The 16,639-nt window shown below is 73.6% G+C and carries 15 protein-coding genes; 7 read left to right on the top strand and 8 right to left on the bottom strand.

Annotation, left to right across the window (positions count from 1 at the left end):
• The first annotated feature begins 1 nt into the window (after position 1).
• Positions 2-763 (top strand): metallophosphoesterase, encoded by a 762-nt coding sequence (locus tag ABTZ03_RS28680; protein WP_350515996.1) that lies wholly within the window; start codon positions 2-4, stop codon positions 761-763.
• 34 nt (positions 764-797) lie between these two features.
• Here ABTZ03_RS28680 and ABTZ03_RS28675 read toward each other — a convergent pair whose 3' ends face one another.
• A complete protein-coding gene (locus tag ABTZ03_RS28675) occupies positions 798-1,238 on the bottom strand; it encodes a hypothetical protein (RefSeq protein WP_350515995.1) in 441 nt (146 codons plus the stop codon).
• Positions 1,239-1,434: 196 nt separating this feature from the next.
• Positions 1,435-2,130, bottom strand: coding sequence for a FadR/GntR family transcriptional regulator (locus ABTZ03_RS28670; RefSeq protein WP_350515994.1), 696 nt, complete (start codon positions 2,128-2,130; stop codon positions 1,435-1,437).
• 187 nt (positions 2,131-2,317) lie between these two features.
• Between ABTZ03_RS28670 and ABTZ03_RS28665 the strand changes: the two genes are divergently transcribed.
• Positions 2,318-2,872 (top strand): gluconokinase, encoded by a 555-nt coding sequence (locus ABTZ03_RS28665; RefSeq protein ID WP_350515993.1) that lies wholly within the window; start codon positions 2,318-2,320, stop codon positions 2,870-2,872.
• Positions 2,869-4,266: a GntT/GntP/DsdX family permease gene (locus ABTZ03_RS28660; protein WP_502894614.1), complete on the top strand. Its 1,398-nt coding sequence runs from the start codon at positions 2,869-2,871 to the stop codon at positions 4,264-4,266. Before ABTZ03_RS28665 ends, ABTZ03_RS28660 begins: the two co-directional genes overlap by 4 nt.
• A 105-nt stretch (positions 4,267-4,371) precedes the next feature.
• Here ABTZ03_RS28660 and ABTZ03_RS28655 read toward each other — a convergent pair whose 3' ends face one another.
• Entirely contained in the window at positions 4,372-5,004 is a 633-nt protein-coding gene (locus ABTZ03_RS28655) for a TetR/AcrR family transcriptional regulator (RefSeq protein ID WP_350515992.1), read from the bottom strand.
• Positions 5,005-5,079: 75 nt separating this feature from the next.
• Here ABTZ03_RS28655 and ABTZ03_RS28650 point away from each other — a divergent pair, with 75 nt between their 5' ends.
• Entirely contained in the window at positions 5,080-6,300 is a 1,221-nt protein-coding gene (locus tag ABTZ03_RS28650; protein ID WP_350515991.1) for a metal-dependent hydrolase family protein, read from the top strand.
• Positions 6,301-6,424: 124 nt separating this feature from the next.
• Here the strand turns inward: ABTZ03_RS28650 and ABTZ03_RS28645 are convergent, their stop codons facing one another.
• From ABTZ03_RS28645 to mmuM, 5 genes are all read right to left on the bottom strand, one after another.
• Positions 6,425-8,020 (bottom strand): glycerol-3-phosphate dehydrogenase/oxidase, encoded by a 1,596-nt coding sequence (locus ABTZ03_RS28645; RefSeq protein ID WP_350515990.1) that lies wholly within the window; start codon positions 8,018-8,020, stop codon positions 6,425-6,427.
• Positions 8,021-8,171: 151 nt separating this feature from the next.
• The gene (glpK, locus tag ABTZ03_RS28640; protein ID WP_350515989.1) at positions 8,172-9,692 is read right to left on the bottom strand and encodes a glycerol kinase GlpK; all 1,521 of its coding nucleotides are present in this window, start codon (positions 9,690-9,692) and stop codon (positions 8,172-8,174) included.
• A 100-nt stretch (positions 9,693-9,792) separates the two neighbouring features.
• Complete coding sequence (locus ABTZ03_RS28635; RefSeq protein ID WP_350515988.1) at positions 9,793-10,512, bottom strand: MIP/aquaporin family protein; 720 nt, start codon at positions 10,510-10,512, stop codon at positions 9,793-9,795.
• Between the two features lie 301 nt (positions 10,513-10,813).
• Positions 10,814-11,578, bottom strand: coding sequence for an IclR family transcriptional regulator (locus ABTZ03_RS28630; RefSeq protein ID WP_350515987.1), 765 nt, complete (start codon positions 11,576-11,578; stop codon positions 10,814-10,816).
• Positions 11,579-11,739: 161 nt separating this feature from the next.
• Entirely contained in the window at positions 11,740-12,684 is a 945-nt protein-coding gene (gene mmuM / locus ABTZ03_RS28625) for a homocysteine S-methyltransferase (protein WP_350515986.1), read from the bottom strand.
• A 162-nt stretch (positions 12,685-12,846) separates the two neighbouring features.
• On the opposite strand from mmuM, the gene ABTZ03_RS28620 reads away from it, so the two are divergent.
• The 3 genes from ABTZ03_RS28620 (at position 12,847) to ABTZ03_RS28610 (ending at position 16,544) form a co-directional block, all read left to right on the top strand.
• Complete coding sequence (locus ABTZ03_RS28620; protein WP_350515985.1) at positions 12,847-13,803, top strand: NUDIX hydrolase; 957 nt, start codon at positions 12,847-12,849, stop codon at positions 13,801-13,803.
• Positions 13,804-13,824: 21 nt separating this feature from the next.
• A complete protein-coding gene (locus ABTZ03_RS28615; RefSeq protein WP_350515984.1) occupies positions 13,825-14,373 on the top strand; it encodes an NUDIX domain-containing protein in 549 nt (182 codons plus the stop codon).
• 152 nt (positions 14,374-14,525) lie between these two features.
• Positions 14,526-16,544, top strand: coding sequence for an acetoacetate--CoA ligase (locus ABTZ03_RS28610; RefSeq protein ID WP_350515983.1), 2,019 nt, complete (start codon positions 14,526-14,528; stop codon positions 16,542-16,544).
• Positions 16,545-16,639: the final 95 nt, after the last annotated feature.

The raw sequence follows: 16,639 nt of genomic DNA, 5'->3' as shown, positions 1-16,639 counted from the left end.
CATGCTGACGATCGCGCACCTCAGTGACATCCACCTCGGCCAGGTCCACCGCCGGGACGGCGGCAAGCGCGCCCGGCGGCGGGCCGAGCAGGTGATGGCGTACCTCAACGCCCTGCCCGGCCCGCTGGACGCGGTGCTGGCCACCGGCGATCTCGCCGACCACGGCCTGGCCGAGGAGTACCGGCAGGTCGCCGAGGTGCTGGCCTCGCCGCACCCGGTGCTCACCTGCCCCGGCAACCACGACCGCCGGGAGCCGTACCGGCAGGTGCTGCTCGGCGAGCAGCCCTCGACGGACCCGGTCAACCGGCTGCACCGGCTGCCGGGCGCCGATGTGCTGATGCTCGACTCCTCGATACCCGAGCAGCACGACGGCCTGCTGGACGATCCGACGATCGACTGGCTGGACGCCCGACTGGCGGACGGCCGCCAGGAGTTGCCGGCCCTGGTGGCCTTCCATCACCCGCCGGTGGAGCTGCACATACCGAGCGTCGACGGGATCCGCCAGTTCGGCGAGGACCGGCTGGCGCGGGTCCTGCACCGCCACCCCCGGGTGGCCGCGCTGCTCTGCGGCCACTCCCACACCCCCGCCGCGACCACCTTCGCGGGCCGGCCGGTGCTGGTCGCGCCCGGGGTGGTCTCCACCGTCACGCTGCCCTGCGAGGGCGGGCGCGGCATCAGCTTCGACCACCCGCCGATGCTCGCCTTCCACGTCCTGGGCGACGACGCCCGGCTCACCACCCACTACCGGGTGGTCCCCGAGTAGGCCCGGTCCGACCGGGCCCGGCCGGCGGGCCCGGTCAGGAGCCGTACTGCCGGCCGGGCGGTATCCGGCGCTGGTACGGCTGTTGGGGCGGGTACGGCTGCTGGGACGGGTGCGGCTGCGGTGGCCGACGCTGCGGCTGGTGCTGTGGGGGAGCGGCGCCGGGGCGGGGGAACGGCCGGGCGGCGAGCGGCTCGGGGGCGACCCGGCTGCCCGCCATGGGGGAGGCGGAGTTCGGCCCGCGCTGCCGCTGGGCGGCGACCTGGCGGGAGATCAGGATCTCCAGCAGGCACCACATGGTGCCGAACACGCCGACCCCCATCGCCAACAGTGCGGGCGTCATCAGCCAACTGCCCGCGTACGAGGCCAGGGTCGCGACCACCACGCCCACCAGGGTGAAGGCCAGCGAGAGCACCGCCCGGACCGCGGCGGAGCGCACCTCGTCGGGCAGGCGGCGACGGCGGCGTGGCACGGACATCGGGCGACCCCCAGGCGCGGATCCGGTGGTGAACGCGGAACGGGCGCACGCGAAATGCGCCCCCCTCGACACACTCTGCCCCGTCGAACCCGGACTATGCGTCCGAATCCGCTGAACTGCTGCCAAATCGTGTCATCCGGACAGGCGTTGCGCCCGGCTCGCCCCAACTCCCGGCCCGCTCCGACCGACTGCCGGTTCAGCCCAGCTGCTGGTTGAGCTCGGCCAGGGCGCCGGTGACGATGGTCCGCATCGCCTGCTCGGCGTGGGCGGCGTCGCCCCCGCAGATCGCGTCGGCGACCTCCCGGTGCAGCCTGATCGCGTACGGTTCCGGCTGATGGGGCATCAGATGGTACTCGGTCCGGCCGGTGAGCACCGCTCCCACGGTGTCCCCGAGGTGGGCGAACATCTCGTTCCCGGAGGCGCGCAGCACCAGGGCGTGGAAGGCGATGTCGTGCCCGAGGAAGGTGGTCAGGTCGGCCTCCCGCGCGGCGACCGTCAACTCCACGGCCAGCGAGCTGAGTTGGCGCCGGTCGTCGTCGGTGGCGTGGGTCGCGGCGAGCGCGGCCGCGGCCGGTTCGACGGCCATCCGCAGCGAGCCGAGCGAGCGCAGCTGGGCCGACCGGTCGGCGCCGGCCAGCCGCCAGCGGATCACCATCGGGTCGAAGACGTCCCAGAGCGACTTCGGCTGGACGGTGATCCCGACCCGTCGCCGGGAGGCCACCAGGCGCATCCCCTCCAGGACGCGCACCGCCTCCCGGACGACCGTCCGGGACACCCCGAACCGCTGCTCCAGCTCCTCCCCGCGCAGCACCGCGCCCTCGGGGATCTCCCCCGACGCGATCGCCGGCCCGAGCTCGTCAAGCACCCGACCGGGCAGCCCCTGGATCTCCATCCGCCCAGCGTAGACGGCCGGGCCCGGGCTCTCCCGGGCGCCTCCGCCCCGACCGGGCCCGCGGTCGGGTCCGGCCGCCCCTGCGATCGAGCACACACCGCAAAAGTATGACGATTTGGTTTCCCCCACTTGAATACGTCATATCTTTGAAGCGATAGTGGCGGCCTGCAACGAAGGAGCACCACCCATGGCTCTCAACGTCGAGAACCGAGCCCTCCCGGACGCCCCCCTCACCGTCGTGGTGATGGGTGTCTCCGGAGTCGGCAAGACCACGCTGGCCCGCCTCCTGGCCGACCGCCTCGATCTCCCCTTCGCCGAGGCGGACGAGTTCCACCCGCCGGCCAACATCGCCAAGATGTCCGCCGGCATCCCGCTGGACGACCAGGACCGCGAACCCTGGCTGCACGCCGTCGGCGGGTGGCTCAAGGAGCGCACCGAGGCCGGCACCGGCGGCGTGGTCACCTGCTCGGCGCTGAAGCACGGCTACCGCGACATCCTGCGCGCGGCCGCCCCGGGCGCCTTCTTCCTGCACCTCAGCGGTGGTCACGAGCTGGTCGAGGACCGGCTCTCCCACCGCGCCGGCCACTTCATGCCGCCGTCGCTGCTCGGATCCCAGTACGCCGCCCTGGAGCCCCTGGGCGCGGACGAGCACGGCGCCGTCCTGGACGTGGGCCCGTCCCCCGAAGAACTCGTCGAGAAGGCCGTGGCGCTGCTGCGGCCCGTCAATGGAGACCTCGCGTGAGTAGCCTGACCCCCACCCTCCTGGCGGCCGCCCCACCGGCCCTGCCGCACACCGGCAGCGACTCCCAGCTGCTGATCGCGGTGCTGCTCAGCATCGGCGTGATCGTCCTGCTGATCAGCAAGCTGAAGCTGCACCCGTTCCTCGCCCTCACGCTCGGTTCCGGCCTGCTGGCCGCCGTCGCGGGCGCCCCCTTCGACAAGCTGCTGAGCAGCTTCTCCACCGGCTTCGGCTCCACCGTCGCCAGCGTCGGCCTGCTGATCGGCCTGGGCGCGATGCTCGGCAAGCTGCTCGCGGACTCCGGCGGCGCCAACATCATCGCGGACACCGTGCTGTCCCGGACCGGCGCGAAGGCGCTGCCCTGGGCGATGGCGCTGATCGCGGCCGTGCTCGGCCTGCCGCTGTTCTTCGAGGTCGGCGTCGTCCTGCTGGTCCCGATCGTGCTGCTGGTCGCCCGGCGCGGCAACGTGCCGCTGATGCGGGTCGGCATCCCGGCCCTGGCCGGCCTGTCGGTGCTGCACGGCCTGGTGCCCCCGCACCCGGGCCCGCTGGTCGCCGTGGACGCCCTGAAGGCGGACCTGGGCATCACCCTGGCGCTCGGCCTGCTGATCGCCGTCCCGACCCTGATCGTGGCCGGGCCGCTGTTCGCCCGGGTCGCCGAGCGCTGGGTCGGCCCGCTGGAGATCCCGGCCGCCGTCACCCCCGAGGAGACGGCCAGGTCCGAGCGCACCCCGTCCTTCGGCGCGGTGATGGCGACCATCCTGCTGCCGGTCGTGCTGATGCTCGGCAAGGCCCTGGCCGACGTGGTGATCGACGACCCGAAGGCCGTCGGCCAGCGGGTCTTCGACTTCATCGGCTCCCCGCTGATCGCGCTGCTCGCCGCCACCCTGCTCGGCATGCTGACCCTCGGCAAGGCGGCCGGCTTCGACCGGGCGCGGATCTCCGACACCGTCGGCAAGGCGCTCGGCCCGATCGCCGGCATCGTGTTCATCGTCGGCGCGGGCGGCGGCTTCAAGCAGACCCTGATCGACGTCGGCGTCGGCGACATGGTCAGCCACTGGTCCGCGAAGTGGCACATCTCCGCGCTGCTGCTCGGCTGGCTGATCGCGGTGCTGATCCGCCTGGCCACCGGCTCGGCGACGGTCGCCACCATCACCGCGGCCGGCATCGTCTCCCCGCTCGCCGCGAACATGTCCTCGACCCACGCGGCCCTGCTGGTGCTCGCGATCGGGGCCGGCTCGCTGTTCCTCTCGCACGTCAACGACGCCGGCTTCTGGCTGGTGAAGGAGTACTTCGGGATGAGCGTCGGGCAGACGCTGAAGTCCTGGTCGGTGATGGAGACGATCATCTCGGTCGTCGCGATAGCGCTGATCCTGCCGCTGAGCATGATCATCTAGCCCGGCGTCCCGCCACCGCCACCGTCACCGCCGAGGGGCGGCACCCGTACCGTACGGGTGCCGCCCCTCGGCGCGTCCGCGCCCGCACGCCCGCCCGGGGCGGGGTCAGGGCCCGAGCAGTCCCGACAGCACCGCCGAGGCGGCCGTCAGCAGCTCCTCGGCCGCCGCGCCGCCCGCCGCGGTCCGGGCCAGCAGTCCCTCGCGGGCCGCCAGGACCACCACCGCGGCCTGCCCGGCGTCCGCCCCCGGCGGCACCAGCTCGGGCAGCGCCCGCTCCAGGACGTCCGCCAGCGCCCGGGCGACCGTCCGGTCGTGTTCGGCGATCTGCCCGGTCAGCGCCTCGGACCGGGCCGCGACCAGCCGGAACTCCAGGAACAGCAGGATCCAGCCGGTCTCCGCGGGCTCGACCCGCAGCAGCGCCTCGACCAGCCGCCGGGCCCGCTCCCGCGGCTCCAGCGCCCCGCAGGCGGTGGCGAGCCGCTCCAGCTCGGCCATCCGCTCGGCGGCCTGGTCGTCGAAGAGCGCCAGCAGCAGGTCCTCCTTGCTGCGGAAGTTCGAGTAGAAGGCGCCGCGGGTGTAGCCGGCGGCGGCGCAGACGTCCTCGATGCTCGTCCGGGCGAAGCCCGCGGTGAGGAACAGCTCGCCCGCCGCGGCGAGCAGCCGGGCCCGGGTGTGGGCCCGGCGGCGGGGCGGCCGGGGAGCGGCGGGGTCGGTGCGGTCGACGGGGGGTGGGTTCACGGGAGCACGATACATGGTGTATTCAGTACGAGTCGTATTCAATACGGCCCGTACTGAACCGGAGGGGACCACGGCATGAACCGACTGCTGATCACCGACGCCCACCTGCTCCACCCCGAGGACGGCACCCGCACCGACCGAGGCTGGCTGGAGGCCGCCGACGGCCGGATCACCGCCACCGGCACCGGCCGCCCGCCCGCCGCCGGCGACGACGTCCGGGTCCTGGACGCGCGGGGCGCCACCGTGTTGCCCGGCCTGATCGACGCCCACGTCCACCTGCTGGTCACCAGCCTCGACCTGCCCGACGTCGCCAACTGGACCCCCGGCTACGCCACCGTGCGCGCCCTCGCCGAGGCCGAGCGGATGCTGCGCCGCGGCTTCACCACCGTCCGCGACGTCGGCGGCGCCGACCACGGCATGGCCCGCGCCCTGGCCGAGGGCCTGGTGCCCGGCCCCCGGCTGCTGCACGGCGGCAAGGCGCTCTCCCAGACCGGCGGCCACGGCGACCTGCGCCCGCTCGGCGACGACTCGCTGCCCTGCTGCGAGGCCCGCCCCCACTTCGGCCGGACCGCCGACGGCGTGGACGCGGTGCGCGCGGCCGCCCGGGACGAGTTCCGCAAGGGCGCCCGGCACCTCAAGGTGCTGCTCTCCGGCGGCGTCGCCTCCCCGCACGACGAGATCGCCGCCGTCCAGTACAGCGAGGAGGAGATCCGGGCGGCCGTCGAGGAGGCGGAGAACCACAACCGCTACGTCACCGTGCACGCCTACCACCCGCGGGCGATCGACCGCGCCCTGCGGGCCGGCGTGCGCTGCGTCGAACACGGCAACCTGCTGGACGACAGCACGATCGAGCTGCTGCTGGCGAAGGACGCCTTCCTGGTCCCCACCCTGGTCGCCTACGAGCAGACCGCCCGGCTCGGCGCCGCGAGCGGCCTGCCGCCGGCCTCGCTGGCCAAGCTCGCCGAGGTCCGCGACCGGGGTCTGGAGGCCCTGGAGCGCGCCCACCGGGCCGGCGTCAACCTGGTCTACGGAAGCGACCTGCTCGGCCCGCTGCACCAGGCCCAGCTGGAGGAGTTCACCCTGCGCGCCCGGGTCCAGCCGGCCGCCGACGTGCTCCGCTCGGCCACCACCACCGCGGCCCGGCTGCTCGGCCTGGCGGGGGAGATCGGCACCCTGGCCCCGGGTGCCCACGCCGACCTGCTGCTGGTCGACGGCGACCCGCTGGCCGACCTCACCGTGCTCACCCGGCCGGAGCGCCACCTCCGCCACGTGATCAAGGCCGGCCGACCGGTCTGAGCGACGGACCGGTCCGAGCGGCCGACCGGTCCGTGCCCCGGCGGAACGCGAAACGGCGGGCGGGCGCCCGGGGAAACCCCGAACGCCCGCCCGCCGTACCGCAGTCGCCTGCCGGCAGAGGTGCCTACTTGCCGGCCCGCTTCGTCAGGAAGGCCTCGACCTCGTCCCGGATCTCCGGGGTGTCCAGCCCGCGCACCGTCATGGTGGTGCGGCGGCGCAGCACGTCGTCCGCGGTGTACGCCCACTCGTTCTCGGCCGCGTACGCGACCTGCGCCCAGACGTCCGGGCCGTCCTCGTGGATCGGCCGGCCGAGCTCCGGGTTCTCGTCGATCATGCGGGCGATGTCGAAGGACAGGGTGCCGTAGTGGCTGGCCAGGTGCTTGGCCACCAGCGGCTCCATCCGCGAGCCCGGCTCGCGGTCGATCAGCAGGCGGTGCGCCACGGCGTTCGGCGCGCCGACGCCCGGCAGCGGGACGGTCGGGGCGATCGGGGACATGTCCTCGGCGAGGCCGGTGCCGGGCACGTGGGCCAGCTTCTCCAGCACCGCGCGGCCGATGTGCCGGTAGGTGGTCCACTTGCCGCCGGAGACCGACAGCATGCCGCCGCGGCCCTCGGTGACGACGGTCTCGCGCTTGGCGGCGGCGGTGTCGCCGGGGCCGCCGGGCAGCACCCGCAGGCCGGCGAAGGAGTAGGTGATCAGGTCGCGGTCGAGGTGCTCGTCGCGGATCGCGTGCGCGGCCTCGCCCATGATCTGGTCGATGTCCGCGTCGGTGGCCCGGACGTCCTTCGGGTCGCCGGTGTACTCCTCGTCCGTGGTGCCGAGGAGGACGTGGTCCTCCCACGGGATGGCGAAGGAGACGCGGTACTTGTCGATCGGGATGGTCAGCGCGGCGCGCCACGGCGAGCGGCGCTTGACCACGACGTGGGCGCCCTTGGAGAGGCGGATCGACGGCGCGGCGCCGGCGTCCTCCATGGTGCGCAGGTGGTCCACCCACGGGCCGGTGGCGTTGAGCACCAGGCGGGCGTTCACGCCGAACTCGCTGCCGTCCAGGCGGTCGCGCAGCTCGGCACCGGTGACCCGGCCGCCGGTGAAGCGCAGGCCGGTGACCTCGGCGTGGTTGAGCACCACGGCGCCGGCGTCGACGGCGGCGCGCACGGTCATCACCGCGACGCGCGAGTCGTTCATCTGGTGGTCGCCGTAGACGGCCACCGAGCGCAGGCCCTCGGTGCGCAGCGCGGGCACCTGCTGGGCGGCGTGGGCGGCGGTGGAGACCCGGCCCATGCCGTCGCGGAAGGCGGACAGCGCCGAGTACAGGAACACGCCGGCGCCGAGCTTGGCCGCGCCGTGCGGGCCGCCCTTGTAGACCGGCACGAAGAAGGTCAGCGGGTTGACCAGGTGCGGAGCCACGTCGGTGGAGAGCGCGCGGCGCTCCTTGTGGTTCTCCGCGACCAGCTTGACCGCACCGGTCTGCAGGTAGCGCAGGCCGCCGTGAACGAGCTTGGACGAGGCGCTGGAGGTGGCGCCGGCGAAGTCGCCGGCGTCGACCATGGCGACCTTCAGGCCGGCCTGGGACGCGGTCCAGGCGACGGCCGTGCCGAGGATGCCGCCCCCGATCACCAGCAGGTCGTAGGTGGCCTTGCCGAGCAGTTCACGGGTCTCGGCGCGGGAGGCGGTGCGGCCGGCGGTGCGCTCGGCGCCCAGGGTCGGGATGGTTGCCATGGTGGTTGTGTACGGCGCGCTGGTCGGGCGGCGCCGTTACTCCTCTCGTGTGCGGTGCGGCCCCTCCGGGAGAGGCCGGTCGGCCCGTGTGCGGCGGGCCGATCAAACGGAACCGGCCGGTCGGGGCACGGGGCCCCGACCGGCTTGTCGGTCAGTTGTTCTCTTCCTCCTCCACCCAGCCCATGGTGCGCTCCACGGCCTTGAGCCACTTCTTGTACTCACGCTCCCGGGTGGCCTCGTCCATGCGGGGAGTCCACTCGGCGGCGCGGTGCCAGTTGGCCCGCAGGGTGTCGAGGTCGTTCCAGAAGCCGACGGCGAGTCCGGCCGCGTAGGCCGCGCCGAGGGCGGTGGTCTCGGCCACGTACGGGCGCTCGACCGGGGCGTTCAGGACGTCGGCGATGTTCTGCATGAGCAGGTTGTTGCTGGTCATGCCGCCGTCGACCTTGAGGGCGGTGAGCTCGACCCCGGAGTCCTTCTGCATGGCGTCGACGACCTCGCGGGTCTGCCAGGCGGTGGCCTCCAGGACGGCTCGGGCCAGGTGGCCCTTGGTGACGTACCGGGTCAGACCGGCGATCACACCGCGGGCGTCGGAGCGCCAGTACGGGGCGAACAGGCCGGAGAAGGCCGGGACGAAGTAGGCGCCGCCGTTGTCCTCGACGGTGTTGGCGAGGGTCTCGATCTCGGCGGCGGTGGAGATGATGCCGAGCTGGTCGCGCAGCCACTGGACGAGCGAGCCGGTGACGGCGATCGAGCCTTCCAGGGCGTACACCGGGGCCTGGTCGCCGATCCGGTAGCCGACCGTGGTCAGCAGGCCGTGGTACGAGTTGACGATCTTCTCGCCGGTGTTCAGCAGCAGGAAGGTGCCGGTGCCGTAGGTGGACTTGGCCTCGCCCTCGTTGAAGCAGGTCTGGCCGAACAGCGCGGCCTGCTGGTCACCGAGCGCGGAGGCGACCGGGACGCCGGCCAGGTCGCCGACGGCCTCGCCGTAGACCTCGGCGGAGGAGCGGATCTCCGGCAGGACGGCCATCGGCACGCCCATCGACTCGGCGATCTCCTCGTCCCAGGCCAGGGTCTTGAGGTTCATCAGCATGGTGCGGCTGGCGTTGGTCACGTCGGTGACGTGCTTGCCGCCGTTCACACCGCCGGTGAGGTTCCAGATCACCCAGGTGTCCATGGTGCCGAACAGGATGTCGCCGGCCTCGGCGCGCTCGCGCAGGCCCTCGACGTTGTCCAGCAGCCAGCGGATCTTCGGGCCGGCGAAGTAGCTGGCCAGCGGGAGGCCGGTCTCGCGGCGGAAGCGGTCCTGGCCGACGTTGCGGCCCAGCTCGCGGCAGAGCGCCTCGGTGCGGGTGTCCTGCCACACCAGCGCGTTGTGCACCGGCTCACCGGTGTTCTTGTCCCACAGGACGGTGGTCTCGCGCTGGTTGGTGATGCCGATCGCGCGGATGTCGTCCCGGGTCAGGCCGGCCTTCTCCAGCGCACCGCGGACGACCGACTGCACCCGGGTCCAGATCTCGGCGGCGTCGTGCTCGACGTAGCCGGGCTGGGGGAAGATCTGCCGGTGCTCCTGCTGGTCGACGGAGACGATCCGGCCGTCGGCGCCGAAGATGATGCAGCGGCTGGAGGTGGTGCCCTGGTCGATCGCGGCGATGTAGTTGCCAGTGGAGGTCATGTGGAGGGTCCTCGGCTCAAGTTCGGGGGATTACGGGGTGGGTGGGTCTGACACGGTTGTCCGGTCAGTCCCCGTGCTCGGCGGGTTCGAAGCCGTCGCTCTAGAAGATCGCGTTGTACAGGCCACCGGCCGCCAGGCCGCCGAGGAGCGGTCCGACGACGGGGATCCAGGCGTACGACCAGTCCGAGCTGCCCTTGCCCGGGATCGGGAGGATGGCGTGGGCGATGCGCGGGCCGAGGTCACGGGCCGGGTTGATGGCGTAGCCGGTCGGGCCACCGAGGGAGAGGCCGATGCCGACGACGGTGAAGGCGACCATCAGAGTGCTGGTGCCGGACTGCGAGAGGCCGGAGTTGGTGCCGATCGTGAGGATCGCGAAGCAGAGCACGAAGGTCCCGATGACCTCGGTGATCACGTTCTGGAGCTTGTTCCGGACCTCGGGCCCGGTCGCGAAGATGCCGAGGGTGGGCTCCTCGTTGGCCTGGAACTGGCCGAGGTAGGTGAGCCAGACCAGTACGGCGCCGATGATCGCCCCGAGCAGCTGGGAGCCGAGGTAGAGCGGCACCTGGCTCCACTCGCCGCTCTTGACCGCGAGCGCGATCGTGACGGCCGGGTTGAGGTGGGCGCCGGACTTCGGAGCCGACATGTAGGCGGCGATGAGGACCGCGAAGCCCCAGCCGAAGGTGATCGCCAGCCAGCCGGCGTTGACGGCCTTCGACTTCTTGAGGGTCACGGCGGCGCAGACGCCACCGCCGAGGAGTATCAGGGCGGCGGTGCCGAGGGTTTCGCCGACGAAGACGTCGCCGTTGGAGAACGCGGACACAAAGACTCCCTTGTCATGGCCCGAGGTGCGGGTGGGGGCAGGCGGCGGGTCGATCCCTGTGCGGGTGAGCGCATCGGGGGAAGTGATCTTCCCGGCCATCGTTCGACAATGTCGACCGTCATGCGGAAGCTTCCTCCCCAGGTCGGCCCCACGTCAAGGCGGGGTTACGGAGCTGTGACCCTCGCCTCGGCGGGTCCCCCGAAGTTACCCAGCGGAGTGCCCCGAATCGGGGCAAAACGCCAAGGCGCGGACAGGCCTCCCGCCCGTCCGCGCCTCAGCGTGACGAAAAAGACCGCTGCGGTCAGAACCGCCCGGCACCCAGATCGCGGGAGATCGCCCGCGCCGCGCTGCGCACCGACGCCACCAGCGAGGGCTTCACGAAGCCGTCCTCGCAGACCCGTTCGACCGCCCCGCTGATGCACACCGCGCCCACCGGGTTGCGCCGCCGGTCCTGGATCAGCGCGCCGATCGAGGCCACGCCCTCCCAGGTCTCCTCGATCGAGTCCGCCCAGCCGCGCTCGCGGATCAGCGCGCACTCGGCGTCCAGGTCGCTCGCCTCGGTCAACGTCCGCAGGGTGTACGACTCGTACGGGCCGTCGCCCAACTCCCCGCGCGCGACCGGGTCGTAGGCCACCAGCACCTTGCCCAGCGCGGTGCTGTGCAGGGGCTGCATCGAACCGACCTCCAGCACCTGCCGGGTGTCGTCGGGCCGGAACACGTGGTGCACGATCAGCACGCCCTGCTGGTGCAGCACCCCCAGGTAGACCGTCTCGCCGGCCGCCCGGGCCAGGTCGTCCGCCCACACCAGCGCCCGGGCCCGCAGCTCGTGCACGTCCAGGTAGCTCTGCCCCAGCCGCAGCAGCTCGGCGCCCAGCTGGTACTTGCCGCTCTCCGGGTCCTGCTCGACGAACCCCTCCTGCTGCAGCGTGCGCAGGATGCCGTGCGCGGTGCCCTTGGCGAGGTCCAGCGCCGTCGCGACCTCGGACAGGCCCAGCCGGCGTTCACCGCCCGCCAGCAGGCGCATGATCGCGGCGGCCCGGGAGAGCGACTGGATCGGGCCGGGCATGGGTACCTCCGCGCTGACAGGCGGTCGACAATGTCGACCGCAGTGGTGACGGGACGAGTCTGCCAGGCCGCTGTCCGTCCGTGCACCTTCCCCCTCGGTAACCCGCGCTCGGCCGGGTGTTAACCTCCGCGGCCCCGCAGGCGGGAGTCCGACGACGGGCCCTACCCGTCCACCCCGCTCAGCAGCCCCCGCCGCACGGTCACCTCGGCCGCCAGCGCCGCGATCCCGTCCGTGCCGACCCGGCAGCAGCCGCCGACCAGCCGGGCGCCGTCCGCCAGCCAGCCGCCCACCCGTGCCGAGCGGAAGGTCGGCTCCCCGCGCCAGCCCCGGCGCTCCGGATCCCACTCCTCCCCGCTGTTCGGGTACACCACCACCGGCTTCCCGGTCACCTCGGCGGCCACCGCCACCGCCAGGTCCGCGTCCCGCGGCGTACAGCAGTTGACGCCCACCGCGAGCACCTCGTCCACGTCCGCGGCCAGCGCGAACGCCTCCGCCAGCGGCTGCCCGGCCCTGGTCCGACCGTCCGCCACGCTGTACGACAACCAGGCCGGCACCCCCAGCCCGTGCACCAGCTCCAGCAGTGCCCGCGCCTCGTCCGCGTCCGGCACCGTCTCCAGCGCCAGCACGTCCGGGCGGGCCGCCGCCAGCACCTCCAGCCGCGGCCGGTGGAAGGCCACCAGCTCCGCGTGGTCCAGCCCGTACCGGCCGCGGTACTCCGAACCGTCCGCCAGCACCGCCCCGTACGGACCCACCGAGGCCGCCACCCAGCGCCGCCGCCCGCCCGGTTCGGCCCGCACCGCCTCCCGGGCCAGTTCCACACTGCTCGCCAGCAGCCGCGCCGCCGCCGCGTGCCCGACCCCGCGCCGGGCGAAGCCCTCGAAGCTCGCCTGGTAGCTCGCCGTGATGGCGACCTCGGCCCCGGCCGCGAAGTACGCCCGGTGCGCCTCCACCACCGCCTCCGGCTCGTCCGCGAGCAACCGCGCCGACCACAGCCCGTCCGACAGGTCGTGACCGGCGGCGGCCAACTGGTTCGACATCCCGCCGTCCAGGACCAGCGGGCCGGCCGCCAGCGCGGCGGCGAAGTCCGGCGGGGGAGCAGTGGGCATCTCGGCCTCCTCGAACACGGTAGTTCCTGGTCACAGCCTAGAAGCCGGAGCCCTCCGGCCACCGGGAAAACCGTTTGCCGCCGGGGAACGAAGCCATTACGTTGTGCTCATCCCGAGAACGACAGCACCACGTGCCCCAGGGGTGCGGGAGAGGAGCCGGCGATGGCCGCGGACGAACCGTCCCCCCAGCCCGCCGCCGGGCCCGCGGCCGAGCAGGAGTGGCTCGCCGCGTACGACCCGCGCGCCTACGCCCCGATCGCCGTCACGGTCGACGTGGTCGCCCTGACCCTGCGGCACGGCCGCCTGCACGTCCTGCTGGTCGAGCGCGGCGCCCCGCCCCACCAGGGCTGTTGGGCGCTGCCCGGCGGCTTCCTGCGGGCGGGGGAGGAGAACCTCGACGAGGCCGCCGCGCGCGAACTCGCCGAGGAGACGGGTCTGCAGAGCGCCTCCGAGGTGGAGGCCGCGCTCTGCCGGCTGCACCTCGAACAGCTCGGCACCTACGGAGCCCCCGAACGGGACCCGCGGATGCACGTCGTCTCGGTCGCCTACCTGGCCTTCGCCCCCGACCTGCCCGACCCGCAGGCCGGGACGGACGCCGCGGCCGCCGCCTGGCACCCGGTGGCCGACCTCGACCCGGCACCGCGGTCCCCGGACCGCGCACCGGACACCGGTGTGCCCGCCGACACCCACGGGGGTGGCGTCGACGGGCACACCGGTCCCCACCCGGGCCCGGCGGGCCCGATCCGACTGGCCTTCGACCACGCCCGGATCCTCGCCGACGGCCTGGACCGGGTGCGCGCCAAGCTGGAGTACAGCCCGCTCGCCACCGCCTTCCTGCCCCACGACTTCACCATCCCCGAACTGCGCGCCGTCTACGAGGCCGTCTGGGACGAGAAGCTCCACCCCGGCAACTTCCACCGCAAGGTCCTTTCCTGCCCCGGCTTCGTCGAGAGCACCGGCACCACCACCGAGCGCGGTGGCGCCCGCGGCGGCCCCCGCGCCCGCACCTACCACGCCGGCGACGCCCGGCTGCTCCACCCCGCCCTGCTCCGCCCCGCCCGCGAGGAGGAACCGGAACCCCCCGGCGACCGGCCCAGCACCGCCGACCGGCCCCGCTGAGCCCCCGGCTACCATCCGCCCATGACCATCGACGAAGCCGCCCGCCCCACCCACCGGCCGTTCTCCCACTGCCACTTCTGCGGCACGCCCTACCCGCCCGGCACCGACGGCTGGCCCCGCACCTGCCCCGGCTGCGCCGAGATCAGCTACCGCAACCCGCTGCCCGTCGCCGTCACGGTCCTCCCCGTCACCCGGCCCGACGCCGACCCGGCCCTGGTCGTCATCCGCCGCACCATCGAGCCCGGCTACGGCGAACTCGCCTTCCCGGGCGGCTACATGGACTTCGGCGAGAGCTGGCAGCAGGCCTGTGTGCGCGAACTCGCCGAGGAGACCGGCATCCTGGCCGACGCCGCCGACATCCGCCTGGTCCACCTGGCCTCCGACCCCAACGGCCGCTTCGTCATGGTCTGCGGGCTGCTCCCCGCCCGCCCGCTCGCCGAACTCCCGCCCTCCCGCCCCACCGACGAGACCGAGGGCTGGCTGCTCGCCACCGCCGACACCCCGCTCGTCTGGGACTTCCACAACGGCATCCTGCGCCGCTGGTTCGACGGCGAGTTCACCACCGGCTGACCTCGGGCCCGTCCGGCGGGACAGGCCCCCACGGCCCACCGGCCGACCCTGGCGCAGCGGGCCCGCACATGGCATGGTCTGCACCGACAGCCCAACCGGACGGGTTGGCCACGAGCTCACCCGTCCCCACCACCGGCCGGGAGACCACCACCGTGAGCACCCCAACCCAGGACCAGCCGCTCTGGCGCCCCAACCCCGCTCGCGCCGCCGCCACCACCCTGGTGGCCTTCCAGGCCTGGGCCGCCGAGCACCACGCCGCCCCGGCCGCCCCGCTCGCCCCGGCCGAGGACGACCAGCAGGCCGCCCAGCGCTACGCCGACCTGCACGCCTGGTCCACCGCCGACCTCGACCGCTTCTGGACGGCGGTCACCCAGTGGTTCGACGTCCGCTTCACCCGGGCCCCCGAGGCCGTCCTCGCCGACCCGGCCATGCCGGGCGCCCGCTGGTTCCCCGGCGCCCGCCTCAACTACGCCGAGCACGCCCTGCGCGCGGCCGACGACCCGGCCAACGCCGACCGCCCGGCGATCCTCCACCTGGACGAGACCACCGAGCAGCCGGCCGTCCTCACCTGGGCCGAACTCCGCCGCCAGGTCGGCTCGCTGGCCGCCGCCCTGCGCGCCCGCGGCGTGGGCCCCGGCGACCGGGTCAGCGCCTACCTGCCCAACATCCCGCAGGCCGCCGTCGCCCTCCTGGCCACCGCCGCCGTCGGAGCCGTCTGGACCAGCTGCGCCCCCGACTTCGGCGCCCGCAGCGTCCTCGACCGCCTCCAGCAGATCGAACCCGGCGTCCTCTTCGCCGTCGACGGCTACCACTACGGCGGCAAGGACCACGACCGCACCGAGGTCGTCGCCGAACTGCGCCGCGAACTCCCCAGCCTGCACACCGTGGTGCACGTCCCGCTGCTCGGCGCCCCCGCCCCCGAGGGCGCCCTCCAGTGGGACGACCTGGTCGCCGAGGACGTCGAGCCGGTCTTCGAGCCCGTCCCCTTCGACCACCCGCTCTGGGTCCTCTACTCCTCCGGCACCACCGGCCTGCCCAAGGCCATCGTCCAGAGCCAGGGCGGCATCCTGCTCGAACACCTCAAGCAGGCCGGCCTCCACCTCGACCTCGGCCCGCAGGACCGCTTCCTCTGGTACACCTCGACCGGCTGGATGATGTGGAACTTCCTGCTGGCCGGCCTCCTGGTCGGGGCCACGATCGTCACCTACGACGGCAGCCCCGGCCACCCCGACACCGGCGCCCTCTGGTCCGTCGCGGCCCGCACCCGCGCCACCGTCCTCGGCACCTCCGCCGCCTACGTCATCGCCAGCCGCAAGGCCGACCTGCACCCCGGCCGCGAGCTCGACCTCTCCGCCGTCCGCTGCATCGGCACCACCGGCTCCCCGCTCCCGCCCGACGGCTTCCGCTGGATCTACGACGAGGTCAAGCAGGACGTCTGGCTCGCCTCGGTCAGCGGCGGCACCGACGTCTGCTCCTGCTTCGTCGGCGGCGTCCCCACCCTGCCGGTGCACCTCGGCGAGATCCAGGCCCCCTGCCTCGGCGCGGCCGTCGAGTCCTGGGACGTCCAGGGCCACCCGCACACCGACACCGTCGGCGAACTCGTCGTCACCAAGCCCATCCCGTCGATGCCCACCGGCTTCTGGAACGACCCCGAGGGCACCCGCTACCACGACAGCTACTTCGACACCTACCCCGGCATCTGGCGCCACGGCGACTGGATCACCGTCACCTCCCGCGGCACCGTGATCATCCACGGCCGCTCCGACTCCACCCTGAACCGCCAGGGCGTCCGGATGGGCTCCTCGGACATCTACGAGGTGGTCGAGCGACTCCCCGAGATCGCCGAATCCCTGGTCATCGGCCTGGAGGAGCCCGACGGCGGCTACTGGATGCCGCTGTTCGTCGTCCTCGCCCCCGGCGCCGAACTCGACGAGGCCCTCATCGGCCGCATCCGCACCTCGCTGCGCACCGAGCTCTCCCCGCGCCACGTGCCCGACGAGGTGATCGTCGTGCGCGGCCTCCCGCACACCCTCACCGGCAAGCGCATCGAGGTCCCGGTCAAGCGGATCCTCTCCGGCACCCCGCTGGAGCAGGCCGTCAACCCGGGCTCCGTCGACAACATCGACCACCTGCGCTTCTTCGAGCAGCTGCGCCGCGACCGGCAGGCCTGAGCAACGCCGAAGGGGGGCGGGGCCCCCCCCCGGGCGGGGCGCCCGCAGGGGCGGGAACGAAATGAGCACACACCCCCGACCCCCCAGCAGGCGGG

The sequence above is a fragment of the Kitasatospora sp. NPDC096077 genome (assembly GCF_040303245.1).
In the GTDB taxonomy this organism is placed as follows: domain Bacteria; phylum Actinomycetota; class Actinomycetes; order Streptomycetales; family Streptomycetaceae; genus Kitasatospora.
Note: the sequence above shows the minus strand (reverse complement) of the source record. Positions and strands in the feature narration are given on the sequence as shown.

Coding starts and splice junctions, on each gene's coding strand:
- ABTZ03_RS28680 (WP_350515996.1), top strand. CDS start 2: ATGCTGACGATCGCGCACCTCAGTGACATCCACCTCGGCCAGGTCCAC.
- ABTZ03_RS28675 (WP_350515995.1), bottom strand. CDS start 1,238: ATGTCCGTGCCACGCCGCCGTCGCCGCCTGCCCGACGAGGTGCGCTCC.
- ABTZ03_RS28670 (WP_350515994.1), bottom strand. CDS start 2,130: ATGGAGATCCAGGGGCTGCCCGGTCGGGTGCTTGACGAGCTCGGGCCG.
- ABTZ03_RS28665 (WP_350515993.1), top strand. CDS start 2,318: ATGGCTCTCAACGTCGAGAACCGAGCCCTCCCGGACGCCCCCCTCACC.
- ABTZ03_RS28650 (WP_350515991.1), top strand. CDS start 5,080: ATGAACCGACTGCTGATCACCGACGCCCACCTGCTCCACCCCGAGGAC.
- ABTZ03_RS28645 (WP_350515990.1), bottom strand. CDS start 8,020: ATGGCAACCATCCCGACCCTGGGCGCCGAGCGCACCGCCGGCCGCACC.
- glpK (WP_350515989.1), bottom strand. CDS start 9,692: ATGACCTCCACTGGCAACTACATCGCCGCGATCGACCAGGGCACCACC.
- ABTZ03_RS28630 (WP_350515987.1), bottom strand. CDS start 11,578: ATGCCCGGCCCGATCCAGTCGCTCTCCCGGGCCGCCGCGATCATGCGC.
- mmuM (WP_350515986.1), bottom strand. CDS start 12,684: ATGCCCACTGCTCCCCCGCCGGACTTCGCCGCCGCGCTGGCGGCCGGC.
- ABTZ03_RS28620 (WP_350515985.1), top strand. CDS start 12,847: ATGGCCGCGGACGAACCGTCCCCCCAGCCCGCCGCCGGGCCCGCGGCC.
- ABTZ03_RS28615 (WP_350515984.1), top strand. CDS start 13,825: ATGACCATCGACGAAGCCGCCCGCCCCACCCACCGGCCGTTCTCCCAC.